The sequence below is a fragment of the Thermobifida fusca YX genome (assembly GCF_000012405.1).
GTDB classification, from domain to species: Bacteria; Actinomycetota; Actinomycetes; order Streptosporangiales; family Streptosporangiaceae; genus Thermobifida; species Thermobifida fusca.
Genome location: NC_007333.1, coordinates 335,017 through 347,953, shown reverse-complemented (window position 1 = coordinate 347,953; position 12,937 = coordinate 335,017). Strand labels below are relative to the sequence as shown.

The following is a 12,937-nucleotide window of genomic DNA, read 5'->3' as shown; positions in this document are numbered from 1 at the left end:
CCGGGACCGGCGCGCACATGCCCAGGCAGCTTGCACACGATCGCTCGTCACAGCCAAGCCCTGCACTGAGCCTCACAGTGCAGGGCTTGGCTGCTCGAGAGCAACAGCACGAACCCGCGGCAACGGTCCTACCCATGTCCAGGGGCATGGCCGTCGACCGCCACAGAAGGAACACGTTTAGCAGTCGTGTCAGCGGGGTCAGCGAGTCTGAGACAGTCCAAGCCATTCCAGGGCAGCGGGAACGTCCGCAACAGTGGGAACGTCCCCCCGGTAGAGAGGTCTGCGCACCACCACCACGGAAACCCCCAGCTCGTCTGCGGCGTCCAGCTTGGCCCGGGTGTGAACTCCGCCAGAGTCCTTGGTGACCAAAACTTCCACCGCATGCTCGGCCATGAGCTTCCGTTCCCCTGCACAGGTGTAAGGGCCACGGCTGCGTATGAGGATCCACGTAGGCGGCAATGCGAGCTCTACGTCTTCCACCACTCGGGCTAACACCGTGTGCTCGGCCAGCGGCCCAATGAAGTGGTGCAGGGTCTGCCGTCCCGTGGTGAGCAAGACACGGCGCCCTAGTCTCGCGGCCTGCCAGGCTGCCTCGTCGTGGTCGTCCACCCATATCCAGCGGGACGCCGCAGGTTCGTTTTCCCACCCGGGGCGCACGAGACGCAGCAGCGGCACACCGGCCTGGGTGCACGCCTCGGCCGCGTTAGTGGACACCCGTATAGCGAAGGGATGGGTAGCGTCCACGACCCGCGTGATCCCGTTACTGCGAAGGAATCCGGCGAGTCCTGCGGCTCCCCCGAAACCACCGATGCGTACCTCACCGGCGGGCAGCCTGGGGTGGCTGACCCGCCCGGCGAGGGAAGACAGTACCGGTATCCCCGCGGCGACGAACGCCTCAGCAAGGGCTCTCGCCTCGGCTGTTCCGCCGAGGATGAGCACTTTCACCGCAGTTCTCCCCGCACGGTCGGCAGCTTTGGCGCGCCTTCAGTGATCAACCGCAGCACAGCATCCATGTCGAGGTGTTCTTCCGCGAGGTCGCCGAGCCGGTCAAGGTAGGCGTCACGGACCTCAGCGAAGCACACCTGTCCGTATTCGCTGCCGTCGTATCCCGCATTCTCGGCCGCGGCAGCCAGCCACGCACCGCGGAACGCGTCGTGTTCTAGGCTGCCGTGCCACATCGTGCCGAATACGGAGCCGTTGCGGAGCCCGCCGGGAAACGCCTCGCCATCACCGGTCTGGATGCGGCTGTAGTGGCTCTGGTATCCGCCGACCGGTATGCCCTGCCAGGTGCCGGAAGAGTAGTTCAGCGTCTGGTTTCGGGTGAAAACCGTCTCCAGGTCCAGCAGGCTCAACCCAGCAACGGTGCGCCCGGCCGGTCCTTCCACCCCCTCGGCGTCGACAATCGTGCGGCCCAGCATCTGGAAGCCGCCACCGATGCCCAGTACCGTGCCGCCGTGGCGGGCGTGGTTGGCGATCGCGTCGGCCAAACCGCGGGACCGCAGCCACTCCAGGTCGGTGAGCACGGCCCGCGTATCGGGGAGCACGACGATGTCGGCGGAGGCTAGCAGGCGAGGGCTGGTAACGAAGTCGACGCGCAGTCCTGGTTCCACGCCCAGGGCGTCAACGTCGGTGGTGTTGCCGATCCGGGGCAGCCGTACGACAGCGACCCGCAACACGGGTGTGCCCGCACTACCGTCCTCGCGTGCGGTAAGCGCCAGCGAATCCTCGGATTCCAGCCACAGGTTCTGCTGCCACGGCAGGACGCCGAGAACGGGTCGACCGGTGAGGTCTTCCAGGGTTTTCAGCGCCGGATCCAGCAGCGAAGGATCCCCCCGAAACTTGTTGATCACAAACCCGGCAACGAGTGCCTGGTCAGCGGGATCGAGTAAGGCGAGCGACCCGTACAGCGACGCGAAGACCCCGCCCCGGTTGATGTCGCCGATCACGATGACAGGCAGGTCGGCGGCGCGGGCAAGTCCCATGTTGATGTAGTCGTGGGCACGCAGGTTGATCTCTGCGACGCCGCCCGCGCCCTCGCAGACCACCACGTCGTAGCGGGAACGCAGCTCTGCGAGAGCGGCGTACGCAGCCTCGGCGAGCACTGCACGCGTGCCCGCAAACTCGCCTGCGGCTAAGCGGCCGAACGGACGGCCCCGCAGCACGACGTGGCTCCCGCGATCGCTGCTGGGTTTGAGGAGTACCGGGTTCATGGCGGTCTCGGGTTCGGCGCGCGCGGCGAGCGCCTGCACCCACTGGGCGCGGCTGATCTCGGCTCCTGTGCCATCGGGCCCGGGGACCACCATGGAATTGTTCGACATGTTCTGCGCCTTAAACGGCGCTACTTTGATCCCGTGCCGGGCCAAGGCCCGGCACAGGGCGCTGGTGACCAGGGATTTTCCTGCATCCGAGGAGGTCCCGGCCACCAGCAGCCCCTGCGCCTTGCTCATCGGACTCCCACTGTTTGCGCCGCGAAGCGGCGGTCAAACCGTTCGGTCAACCAGGCGAAGGCCAGTCCTAGCACCAGCCAAAGACTGGCTTGGGTGGCGAGTGAGGCCATGCGGAACTCCCACAGCAGGGTTGCTGGAAAGTCTTCGCCGACGTCGTTGATGTGGGGAAGAGCGAGGTAGCCGACGCAGACCACCGCGAGGAACACGGCGAGGGAGGCCACAATCCGTGAGGTCAGCGATGTCTCTGCTGGCAGTGCGCGTGCGAGGGCAACGGCCGCCGTAACCGCGACGAGCCCGAGGAGCACCGCGGCTACCCAAAGTAGGGTGCGCTGGTCGATTGTCTCGGGGACACCTACGGCAGGCGGGTTGGCCGGGTACTTGACGAAGGGCACCGCAGCGATGGCTGCCCATCCCAGGCCAGCGGCGACCAACGCCAGTGCCGGTCCGCTAAGCCGGCTGTGGCGCCGGACCGCGTAGAGCACCGAGGCGTAGAGCACCCCTAGGGACATGCCGGCAAACCCGGTGGCGAGGAACAACCCCACCTGCTGCCCGGTACGGCTGACTAGGGCATCGTCTCCGTGGGAGTGTCCCCCGTGCGCGCCATGGTCGTGGGAAGCGTGCTCTTCCAAAGCGATAGCCGCCTCGATGTGGGGTTCACCGAGGAAGAAAGCGACCACGCCCGCGGCCAGGCCGGCCAGTAGCCCGGCCAACAGCCCGCGGACAAGCAATCGCAGATAGGTTCCCCGCAGCGGACGGACCGAAGCAGAGGGGGTAGCGGAGGTCAGTGACACGGCACCCCCATGAGGTGTCGGCCGTCGTGCATCAGCTCGTGCAGGAACATTCCTGTACGCGAGACAGCTCCTTGGTCGAAACCGACCAGGTAGAGAACGAGAAGAGCAAGAAGGGTTACCGCTGTAGCGGTGAGTGCGAGCGGGATGGGCCCCAGCTCTGCCTCAACATAAGGGGCATGGACGGCCGACATGGTCCTCCTTACAGGATGACGCGTCCTACAGAGACCACTACGCCGGGTGAGTTTTCTGGCTCACGGGCTTGAGCCCGTCTACAGTGGCGCGACCGCTCCGGACTTTGACCGGATTGCCTGCACCCGACGCTCTTTTTGCTTTTAGTCGGGGGGAGTGTACCCAGACGCGTATTGCGCAATACTGACCGGTCCGCTTGTGGGATTCCCCTGCCACGGCAGCTGGTGACAGATACCGACGTCAGGACATGTCCTTAGCAAGAGTTTCTGGTGCCAATCCCGCCCAGTGGTGTCGTTATGGCCATGCGTATAAAGCGCATAAGGTAGCCACCGAAGTCTCCCAAGCAGGGGGTAGTGCATCACATCAAAAAATGCTTGAGGGCGCCGAGCAGGTAACTAATATCGGCGGGATACCAAGAATCACCACATCAGCAGCGGGCATATTCCCAACGATAGCGGTCAACATGGCCGGCCCCGCAGCGCGATCTGGCTGGGCACTTCGCTCCCGGGCGGGCGCAGGACCGGGTGCCTCGCAGGTGCGGGGGCGGCGCATGCGGTGAGTGTTTGGATCCACTAGGCGCGGTTGATTTCCGTGCCGTGGCTAGCGCAGCCGGGACCCCCTGGAGTTATCACCGTGTTTTGCGTGGCGCCACTTTGGTCCTGCGCCGGGACCGGTCCCGGCGCAGGACGGTGGTGACGACGGTTTCCCCCAACAGTAGAGGGTCCCGGGGCTATCGGGAGTCCGCGTGCTTTCTGCACTGGGCTGGCTATCTCACTCCGGGACCCGCCTGACCGGTCAGTCGAGGACGGCGTGGAGAAAGGCTTTGGTGCGTTCTTCTTTCGGGTCGCCGAAGATCTGTTCCGGCGGGCCTTCCTCGACGATACGGCCGTGGTCGAACATGAGTACCCGGTGCGAGACGTCCCGGGCGAACTGCATCTCATGGGTGACCAGCAGCATGGTGATGTCTGTCGTCTCGGCGACTGTGCGCAGCACGTCGAGGACCCCGGTGACGAGTTCGGGGTCAAGGGCGGAGGTGACCTCGTCAAGCAGCAGGATCTTCGGCCGCATTGCTAGGGCGCGAGCGATAGCGACCCGCTGCTGCTGCCCGCCGGACAGGTGGGCAGGGTGGGCGTCAATCTTGTCGGAGAGGTCCACCATCTCCAGCAGTTCCCTAGCCCGCTGGTCGGCTTCCTCGCGCGAAATCCCCAGGCTGTGGATGGGACCTTCGGTGATGTTCTGCCGCACAGTCATGTTCGGAAACAGGTTGAACTGCTGGAAGACCATGCCGATCTGTTTGCGGACCCGGCGTTGGTGTTTCTCGTTGGCGCGTACCAGGCGGTCGCCCTGGTAGCGGTGGCTGAGCGGTTCCCCACCGACCCAGATGACCCCGGAAGTAACCTGCTCCAAGGTCATCAGCAGACGCAGGATGGTGGTTTTACCGGAACCACTGGGACCGATCAGGGTGACCCGCTCGCCGGGGGCAACCGTAAAGTCCAAACGGTCGAGCACGGTGAGCGAGCCGAACCGTTTGACGACTTGGTCGAAGCGGATGAGCGGTTCGTGCGTGCCGGTGCTGGTGCGGGGGTCAGACTGCGGCATAGCGTCGCTCCAGTTGTCGGATGAGGATGGCTGAAGGCACGCTCACCAGGAGGAAGAACAGACCCACGAGGGTCATGGCCTCCAGGTAGCGGAAGTACACGCCGCCGATCTGCGACGCCTGGTACATCAGTTCGCCGACGGTGATCGCGAACAGCAGCGGCGTGTCTTTGAACATGGCGATCAGGTAGTTGCCGAGCGGAGGGATGACGCGGCGGATCGCCTGCGGGAGGATGACCGCGCCCCACGTGCGGTGCAGGGGCAGGCTCAACGCCCGGCAGGCTTCCCACTGGCCTGCGGGCACGGCTTCGATGCCCGACCGGTACACCTCCGCGGTGTAGGCGGCATAGTGCACGCCCAGCACTGCCACGCCGATGGTGAACGCCGACAGCGTGTTCGGGGCCAGGGAGAACACGAAGACCAGTTGCACGAGCAGCGGGGTGCAGCGGATGAACTCCATGACCGCGAACACCGCGGTCCCGATCACGGGGATGCGGCGTACCAGGGCCACCGCGAGGCCGAGGACGAGCGCCAGGGTGTAGCCCAGCACCGTGGCTTGCACGGTGACAGCGAGGCCGTTGAGCAGGTCGGGGATGATCCGCCCGGTGAACTCCCAGTCCCAGGTCATCGCCGGCCACCTCCTGTCGCGGTCGCGGGCGGGGGCCGCAGCAGGGCGAGGAAGCCGGTGGCGACGGGCCGTCCCAGCCGCCGGTTGGCGCGGCGTTCCAGGAGCCGCATTCCCACGATCAGCAGCTGGGCGATGAGGAAGTAGGCGATGAGGGCGCCGGTGAAGGCCGCGACCGTCTCCCCGGTGGAGGCCCGCTGCTCTTGGGCGACCCGGGTCAGGTCGCTGACGCCGATGAGCGACACGATGGCGGTGGCTTTCATCAGTTCGATGACGAGGTTGCCGAAGGTGGGCAGCATCTGCGCCCACGCTTGGGGCAGCACGACCGCTCGCATGCGCCGCCACCACGACATGCTGAGCGCGATCGTGGCTTCCACTTGGGCTTTGGGCACCGCGTTGATGGCGGCCCGCACGACTTCCGCCCCGTAGGCGCCGACGTTGAGGCCGAGCGCGAGCACGGCGGCGAAGAGCGCGTCGATCTTGTAGGGGACGAGCTGGGGGATCGCGAACGCCATCCAGTACATGAGGACGAGCGCGGCTACGCCGCGGAACGTTTCGGTGTAGCCGGTGGCGATGGCGCGCGCTACGGGGTTGCGCAGGGTGCCCATGACCCCCACGACCATGGCGAGGGCGAAGGCGAGCACGGCCCCGAGCAGGGTGATGAGGAGGGTGGTTCCGGCCCCGCTCAGGTAGAGCGGGAGCCGGTCGATGAGGAACTCCACGGCGGTATCCGTCCTTAGGCCTGGCAGAGCTGCTCCGTAGTCAGGTCTCCGGGGAGTTCTTGTTCGGTGAAGCCGAACGGTTCGAGGATTTCGAGGAGACGGCCGCTCGCTTTGAAGTCGGCGAGGACCCGGTTGACTTCGGCGAGGAGCTCGGTGTCGCTCTGCCGGAAGGCGAGACCGCCGGCAGGGGTGACTTCTTCCCCGTCCACGACGGGGATGAAGCCTTCGGTGACTTCGAAGTCGCCGCCGCGCTGGTTGAGGAGCCGGTTGAGGGAGAGGGTGCTCAGCGCGACCGCGTCGACCCGGCCGTTGCTGAGGAGTTCGTAGGCGCTGGTCTGGTTGTCCACGGTTTCGATCTGTGCTTCGGGAACTCCCGCGCCTTTGGCGTAGCCCTGTTCCACGGAGGCGTTGAGCACGGCCACGGTCACGTCAGGGTTGGCGGCGATGTCGTCGAAGGTGGTCAGGCCGTGCGGGTTGCCGGCGGGGACGAGGAACGCCTGGAGGACGCGGTAGGTCGGTTCCGCGAAAGCGACTTCGGCGCACCGTTCAGGGGTGATGTACATTCCGGCGGCGACCGCGTCGAACCGCTTGGCTTTCAGCCCGGGGATGAGCCCGTCCCAGGCCACGGATTCGGCACGGACTTCGGGAACGCCGAGTTCCGCGAAGATCGCGCGGAGCAGTTCGGGGGAGGAGCCGGTGACTTCGCCGTTCTCGTCGATGTAGCCGAAGGGGGCTTCGTTGTTGATCGCGACCTGGATGTAGCCCTGTTTCCGCAGGCTGTCGAGGGTCACAGTGTCTTCGGTGCGGGAGCAGGCGGCGAGTGCGGGACCGAACGCGATGGCGGCCAGGCCGATTCCTCCGGCGCGGAAGAGGCCGCGGCGGCTCACAGTTCCGTGGTCTGTCATGGTGTGGTTCCTGTCCGTTATCGCGGAAATGCGGGGATGTCGTGATGTGCGGGGCCGGCGGTGTTCCGGCCAGGGGACACCGCCGGGCTGTCGGGGAGCTGCACTGGACCGCGGGGTGCAGCACAGCTCCCCAGCAGCGGTTGCTCCGGCTGGTGTGGCCGGTGTCCGGTATCAGTCGGTGTCCGTGGCGTCCTCGGTGAGCAGCGGGTACGAGCCGTTCTCGTCGTGGACTTCGCGGCCGGTGACCGGCGGGGTGAACACGCAGAGGACGCGGAAGTCGGTCTTGGGGCGGACGGTGTGCCGCTCATGCCCGTTGAGCAGGTAGAGCGTGCCCGGTGTGATGAGGAAGGTTTCGCCGGTCTCGTCGTTGGTGACTTCTGCTTCGCCTTCGATGCAGTGCACCAGTTCGATGTGGTTGGCGTACCACATCGAGGTTTCGGTGCCCGCGTAGAGGACGGTTTCGTGGAAGGAGAAGCCGACGCCGTCCCGGGCCAGGACGATGCGGCGGCTGCGCCAGTTCTCGGTGACGACGTCGGCGTCGGTGCCGTTGATGTCGTCCAGGCTGCGCACGATCATGGGTGTCTTCCTTTCGGCTGGTAGAGGTGCGGCATCCCCACTGCTTTATGCGCGTGCATATGCATGTGCATGAAGCAGTGGAGCGTCGTCGCCGCAGACGTGCCGCAGGTGGACGGGGAAGGGCGCGAAGCACACCCGTCCGCGAGGGCTAGGGGAGATCAGGCGGGCTGGGGGGTGCGAACCGCAGCACGCACCGACTCGGCGAGGATGTCCAGCCCTTCCTCCATTTCGGCGACGGAAGTAGTGAGCGGAGGCAGCAGTTTGGCCACCTCGTCCTCGGGCCCGGACGTCTCCATGAGCAGACCGCGTTCGAACGCTTCGGCGCACACCCGCCGCGCGTCGCCTTCACCCGGCAGCACCAGGCCGCAGGCCATGCCGCGGCCGCGGACGCTCGCCCCGGCCTCCGCATGCTCGGCAGCGATCGCCTCGAGCCGCTCGGTGATGAGCTGCCCCTTGGCCAGGGTCTCCCGCTCGAGGGAGTCGTCGCGCCAGTAGGTGTTGAGCGCCACGGTGGCGGTGAGGAAAGCCGGGTTGAACCCGCGGAACGTACCGTTGTGCTCTCCGGGCTCCCACACGTCCAGTTCCCGTTTGAACAGGGTCAGCGCCATGGGCAGGCCGTAGCCGCTGATCGACTTCGACAAGGTGACGATGTCCGGCACGATCCCGGCTTCCTCGAAGCTGAAGAAGGGACCGGTCCGGCCGCAGCCCATCTGGATGTCGTCGACGATGAGCAGCAGTTCGTGCTCCCGGCACAGCTCCGCCAGGCCGCGCAGCCAGTCCGCTCTGGCCACGTTGATCCCGCCTTCGCCCTGCACCGTCTCCACGATGACGGCGGCGGGCCGGTCCAGGCCGCTGCCGCTGTCTTCCAGCAGGCTGCGGAGCCACAGGAAGTCGGGGACCTGCCCGTCCATGTAGTTGTCGAAGGGCATGGTGACGGTGTGGTTGAGGGGCACTCCCGCCCCTCCGCGCTTCATGGAGTTGCCAGTCACCGCGAGCGCGCCCAGCGTCATGCCGTGGAAGCTGTTGGTGAAGCTGATCACCGTCTCCCGGCCGGTGACTTTGCGGGCGAGTTTGAGGGCGGCCTCGACCGCGTTGGTGCCCGTCGGTCCGGGGAACTGCACTTTGTAGTCCAGGCCGCGGGGTTTGAGGATCACCTCCTCGAAGGTGTCGAGGAAGTCGCGTTTAGCGGTGGTGGCGGCGTCCAGGCTGTGGACGATCGAGTCGCTGCCGAGGTAGTCCAGCAGCGCGGTTTTGAGTGTCGGATTGTTGTGGCCGTAGTTGAGCGCTCCGGCTCCGGCGAAGAAGTCGAGGTAGCCGCGGCCGGTGTGGTCGTAGACGCGGCTGCCGCGTGCCCGGGTGAAGAGGGTGGGCCATCCCCGGCAGTAGCTGCGGACTTCGGACTCGAGTCGGGAGAAGGTTTCCATCGCGGATCTCCTTTGTCTCCGTTTCAGGGCAGGCGTCGAGGGCTCGGGGCACGGCCCGAGCGGTGTCGAGGGGTCAGCGCAGCGGACCGATCCGGACGAGGTCTTCGGGTTCGTGCTGCTCGGGGAGTTCTGCCGGGAAATGTCCGCGGTCGAACAGCGGAGTCCAGGAGAGGGCAGCGGACCGGGCACGGGCAAAAGAGGCGAACAGTGCTCGGGATGCCGTGTTGCCAGGGGTGACGGTGGCTTCGAGGTAGCGGATGCCGCGCTCGGTGATGCAGGAGCTGATGCGGTCGAGCATCCGGCGGGCCAGGCGGCGCCCGCGGAACGCGGGGTCGACCGCGACCTGCCAGAGGAAGTAGGTGTCGGGCGCGTCGGGACGCACGTATCCGGTGACGAAACCTCGGATCGTGCCGGTGCTGTCGCGGGCGACGAGCGATGTGGCGGCGAAGTCGCGGCACCACAGCACGTAGGCGTAGGGGGAGTTCACGTCCAGGTCGGAGATCCTGGCGAGGGCCCACAGCTGTCGGCCGTCGTCGAGTGTGGGCGGTTCGAGGGCCACGTCAGCGGCCTCGCCCGCCTTGAGCGAATGGTTACTTTCCGTATCTGAGCTATGTCGGTCCTCGGAAGGGGCTTGCTGTCCAAACACGTCGATGGACCCTAGCGAACGTTTCTGAGCAGGTTTTTCGCGAAAATTCGGGGTGATGTTTCGGTCCTCTTACTGCCGGGTAGGACAGCTCCCTTTGCCTTCATGGCTACTCTGCGCCACCACGCTTCTCCGCTTCCGCGACCACTGCCCCCGGGGGCGTTCGGGAGCCTCACCAGGCGATACCCCAGGGTTTGGTCAGATCTTTACGACCCCGGCGAGAGAGGACGCCGCAGAGCAGGAAATACGGCTAGCACCCTTCCCTGAGAAAAATCCAAGGGAACTTTAAGGGTGAATTAGCTCACACCAATTCGGTGCAAAGGACTGATCAATCACGGCGCCGCCGCACCGCCGATTTCCCTGCCCCGCAGGGCTTTCTGGCCTGGACCAAGGAGAGCGCGCCCACGCTCTCTGAGGGGGCGTTTGGGGGACCTTTTCTAGGACTTTGCGTAGTACGACCTACCGTAGTACTACAATCGGTCGAGACGAGAGGCGCTACGGCGCCCCATCGCCTGTCATCGCGGCCGGATCGCTCGACCGTGCGTGACGACAACAGCCACATAACGGCCACTGGAGTCAGAGCCAGCCGCGACAGGGCCCCGATCCCCGCGCCTTTGCCGGGGAGTTAGAGCCACGAGCCAGGATCGGAGGCGCCCGGTGAACCGCCTTTACCACGAGAGCGAAGACTGGGTCCGGCAAGGAGCCTGCCGCAACTACGACCCCGAGCTTTTCTTTCCGGTGAGCACCACCGGCCCCGGACGCGAAACCGTGGAACTCGCCAAAGCCATCTGCCGCAGTTGTACTGTTCGCCGAGATTGCCTGCGGTGGGCTCTGCGAGCCGGTGAAGCACACGGGGTGTGGGGGGCGACCACCCCCGAGGAGCGCCGCTATCTCCGCAGGGAACTGTCGCTGACGGTGAACTGACTCTGCCACACAACGACGATTCCGCGAGCCGCCAGGTGGTCAGGCCTGGCGGCTCGCGCATTGTGCTGCAACAACCGCGGTGCGGCGCGGTTGTCCCGCATTCGGGGTAACGTCAAAGAAAACGGGCACCTCCCGACGCGACTGCGGCCCACTGCGGCCGCGTCCTCTTCCGCCCGCTATGTGGAGACGTCAGAAAGGTCCTCAGTCGATGTCAGCCTTCTCCGCCTCATCCCCCGGCGGTCGCATCATCGCGCTGGTGACAGGTCTACTCACCGCCCTGGCTCTGTCCCTGGGGGTCGCCCCCACGGCACACGCGCACAACACCCTCGTCTCCTCGTCCCCCGAGGACGGGGCCACCCTCGACTCTCTCCCCGAGAAGGTAGTGCTGACCTTCAACGCGGAAGTGCTGGAGGGAGGCAACGGGATCGTCGTCACCGGCCCGGACGGCACCAACTACGCCTCTGGTGATGTCGTCATCGACGGGGTGGAAGCCTCCATCGACCTGGAACCGCTCACCCAGCCCGGCGAATACACCGTCGAATACCGGATCATCTCCGCCGACGGCCACCCGCTTTCGGACACCTTCACGTTCACCGTGGACGAGTCCGCTATCCCCGAGCCCACCGAGAGCCCGGCTGCTGAACAACCTGAAGAAGAGGAGCCCACGCCTGCCCCTGCGGAAACTGAAGGGACGGAGTCCGAGGACAGCACCTCGACAACCGGCGTGGGTCTTTCCGGTCCGCTCGGAGCGATCCTGGGAATCGTCCTGGGAATCGGCGTCATCGCGGTGATCGCAATCACCATCATCCGCCTGCGCCGCCGTCCTGGCTCCGGAGACTGACACCGCTCACGCCCCCTCCTGTCCCCTTCGGGAGGGGGTGTCACCGGTGCCCGTATCCGAGACGTCAGGAGTGGCGACGTACCAGCAGGATGCTGATGTTGTCCCGACCGGACGCGTTCATCGCAGCCTGCCACAAGTTGTAGACGGCGATGTTGTCATCGCCCGCTTCAGCGATGATGCGCTCCATCTCCTCCAGCGGAACCAGGTCGGACAGCCCGTCGCTGCACATCAGCCAGGCACCGGGCCCCGGCTCGGTGTCCTGGCCCACGTGCGGCACGATGGTCGAGTTGCCGCTGCCGCCCAGCGACTGGGTGATGTAGTTCGTCGTGACCGGACGGCCGTCCTCTCCCGGCGGTAGCACCGGGGAGTCGTCCTCGGACAACTGGATCAGTTGGGAGCCCTTCAAGCGATAGGTCCGGGAGTCCCCAACGTTGAACCAGTAGTTCGCGTCGGGCGTGAGCAGGACCCCCGCGACCGTGGTTCCCATCCCCGAGAACTCCACGTGCTGCCCGGCATGCTCCTTGATCTCATCGTCGATGTGTTTGAGCAGCAGACCCACCGCTTCCGGGCCGGTCAACTGGGCGCTACTCTCCGCCATCCGGTGGACCGCGTGCTCCGCGGCGATCTCACCGGCGGCGTGGCCTCCCAGACCGTCGGCGACCGCGACGACGACGGGATCAGCGAGGGGCAGCCAGCAGTGCACCGGAGCGTTCATTTCGGCGCCCGCGACCGTGAGCGCACCCATGACCACGGCATCCTCATTAGCCTGGCGGACAGCGCCTCTGTGCGTGAGGACTGTAACCTCGACTGCCCCACGAGCGACACCCATGCGCCCTACCTCCTGTTTCATCGGCATTACAGCCGAACAGTGCCAAGCAGCGCCCCGGCTGGACGGTAGCCAAGGCGCATGATCATGTAACCGTACCGATGGACGGTCGGCCGTGGTCAAAATCCATGTCCATCATGGCGGAAATCGTGCTGGTACGCAGTTCCCACGTGCCTGTCACCTCCGTAGTCGCTCCCGACAGCGGGTTACCGCTACACGAAGCGACCGTCGCCTCTTCCACCGCTGTCTCCCCGCTGACGGTGCGTCTCCGTCCGCATGGAGGGGAACCGCAGCGGACTCTGTTGTCCGCTCGTTTCCCTACGGCGTGTGTGATGCCCGTCGACGCACGGAGGTTCGCCCCTTTTTGGACAGCTTTTCCTTCCTGCCCCGCTACCGTGGCGCAAGACACCAAGCGGTGGAATCTTACG

14 protein-coding genes and 1 riboswitch are annotated in these 12,937 nt (G+C 65.9%); of the genes, 2 read left to right on the top strand and 12 right to left on the bottom strand.

The genetic code is table 11. From position 1 onward, the window contains the following. Positions 1-198: 198 nt before the first annotated feature. From TFU_RS01535 to ectA, 11 genes are all read right to left on the bottom strand, one after another. Complete coding sequence (locus TFU_RS01535; protein ID WP_011290757.1) at positions 199-945, bottom strand: cobalt-precorrin-6A reductase; 747 nt, start codon at positions 943-945, stop codon at positions 199-201. Continuing rightward, a complete protein-coding gene (locus TFU_RS01530) occupies positions 942-2,447 on the bottom strand; it encodes a cobyric acid synthase (RefSeq protein ID WP_011290756.1) in 1,506 nt (501 codons plus the stop codon). The genes TFU_RS01535 and TFU_RS01530 overlap by 4 nt, the downstream gene beginning before the upstream one ends. After that, entirely contained in the window at positions 2,444-3,238 is a 795-nt protein-coding gene (locus tag TFU_RS01525) for a CbtA family protein (RefSeq protein ID WP_011290755.1), read from the bottom strand. Before TFU_RS01525 ends, TFU_RS01530 begins: the two co-directional genes overlap by 4 nt. Next, positions 3,229-3,429 (bottom strand): CbtB domain-containing protein, encoded by a 201-nt coding sequence (locus tag TFU_RS01520; protein WP_011290754.1) that lies wholly within the window; start codon positions 3,427-3,429, stop codon positions 3,229-3,231. Before TFU_RS01520 ends, TFU_RS01525 begins: the two co-directional genes overlap by 10 nt. Positions 3,430-3,456: 27 nt before the next feature. Continuing rightward, a riboswitch (cobalamin riboswitch) is annotated at positions 3,457-3,608 on the bottom strand. Between the two features lie 614 nt (positions 3,609-4,222). After that, the gene (ehuA, locus tag TFU_RS01515; RefSeq protein ID WP_011290753.1) at positions 4,223-5,026 is read right to left on the bottom strand and encodes an ectoine/hydroxyectoine ABC transporter ATP-binding protein EhuA; all 804 of its coding nucleotides are present in this window, start codon (positions 5,024-5,026) and stop codon (positions 4,223-4,225) included. Further along, a complete protein-coding gene (ehuD, locus tag TFU_RS01510) occupies positions 5,013-5,651 on the bottom strand; it encodes an ectoine/hydroxyectoine ABC transporter permease subunit EhuD (RefSeq protein WP_011290752.1) in 639 nt (212 codons plus the stop codon). Before ehuD ends, ehuA begins: the two co-directional genes overlap by 14 nt. Beyond that, positions 5,648-6,370 (bottom strand): ectoine/hydroxyectoine ABC transporter permease subunit EhuC, encoded by a 723-nt coding sequence (gene ehuC, locus TFU_RS01505; protein ID WP_011290751.1) that lies wholly within the window; start codon positions 6,368-6,370, stop codon positions 5,648-5,650. The genes ehuD and ehuC overlap by 4 nt, the downstream gene beginning before the upstream one ends. 14 nt (positions 6,371-6,384) lie before the next feature. Beyond that, the gene (gene ehuB / locus TFU_RS01500; protein WP_011290750.1) at positions 6,385-7,275 is read right to left on the bottom strand and encodes an ectoine/hydroxyectoine ABC transporter substrate-binding protein EhuB; all 891 of its coding nucleotides are present in this window, start codon (positions 7,273-7,275) and stop codon (positions 6,385-6,387) included. 171 nt (positions 7,276-7,446) lie between these two features. Further along, complete coding sequence (locus tag TFU_RS01495; RefSeq protein WP_011290749.1) at positions 7,447-7,851, bottom strand: ectoine synthase; 405 nt, start codon at positions 7,849-7,851, stop codon at positions 7,447-7,449. A 158-nt stretch (positions 7,852-8,009) separates the two neighbouring features. After that, positions 8,010-9,275 carry a diaminobutyrate--2-oxoglutarate transaminase gene (gene ectB, locus TFU_RS01490; protein ID WP_011290748.1) on the bottom strand — a complete coding sequence of 422 codons (1,266 nt, stop codon included), beginning with the start codon at positions 9,273-9,275 and terminating at the stop codon, positions 8,010-8,012. A gap of 73 nt (positions 9,276-9,348) precedes the next feature. Beyond that, positions 9,349-9,834 carry a diaminobutyrate acetyltransferase gene (ectA, locus tag TFU_RS01485; protein WP_016188112.1) on the bottom strand — a complete coding sequence of 162 codons (486 nt, stop codon included), beginning with the start codon at positions 9,832-9,834 and terminating at the stop codon, positions 9,349-9,351. Between the two features lie 741 nt (positions 9,835-10,575). Here ectA and TFU_RS01480 point away from each other — a divergent pair. Then, positions 10,576-10,842: a WhiB family transcriptional regulator gene (locus TFU_RS01480; protein ID WP_011290746.1), complete on the top strand. Its 267-nt coding sequence runs from the start codon at positions 10,576-10,578 to the stop codon at positions 10,840-10,842. A 208-nt stretch (positions 10,843-11,050) separates the two neighbouring features. Further along, positions 11,051-11,683 (top strand): copper resistance CopC family protein, encoded by a 633-nt coding sequence (locus tag TFU_RS01475; protein ID WP_011290745.1) that lies wholly within the window; start codon positions 11,051-11,053, stop codon positions 11,681-11,683. A gap of 64 nt (positions 11,684-11,747) precedes the next feature. Here the strand turns inward: TFU_RS01475 and TFU_RS01470 are convergent, their stop codons facing one another. After that, a complete protein-coding gene (locus TFU_RS01470) occupies positions 11,748-12,512 on the bottom strand; it encodes a PP2C family protein-serine/threonine phosphatase (RefSeq protein ID WP_011290744.1) in 765 nt (254 codons plus the stop codon). Positions 12,513-12,937 lie beyond the last annotated feature (425 nt).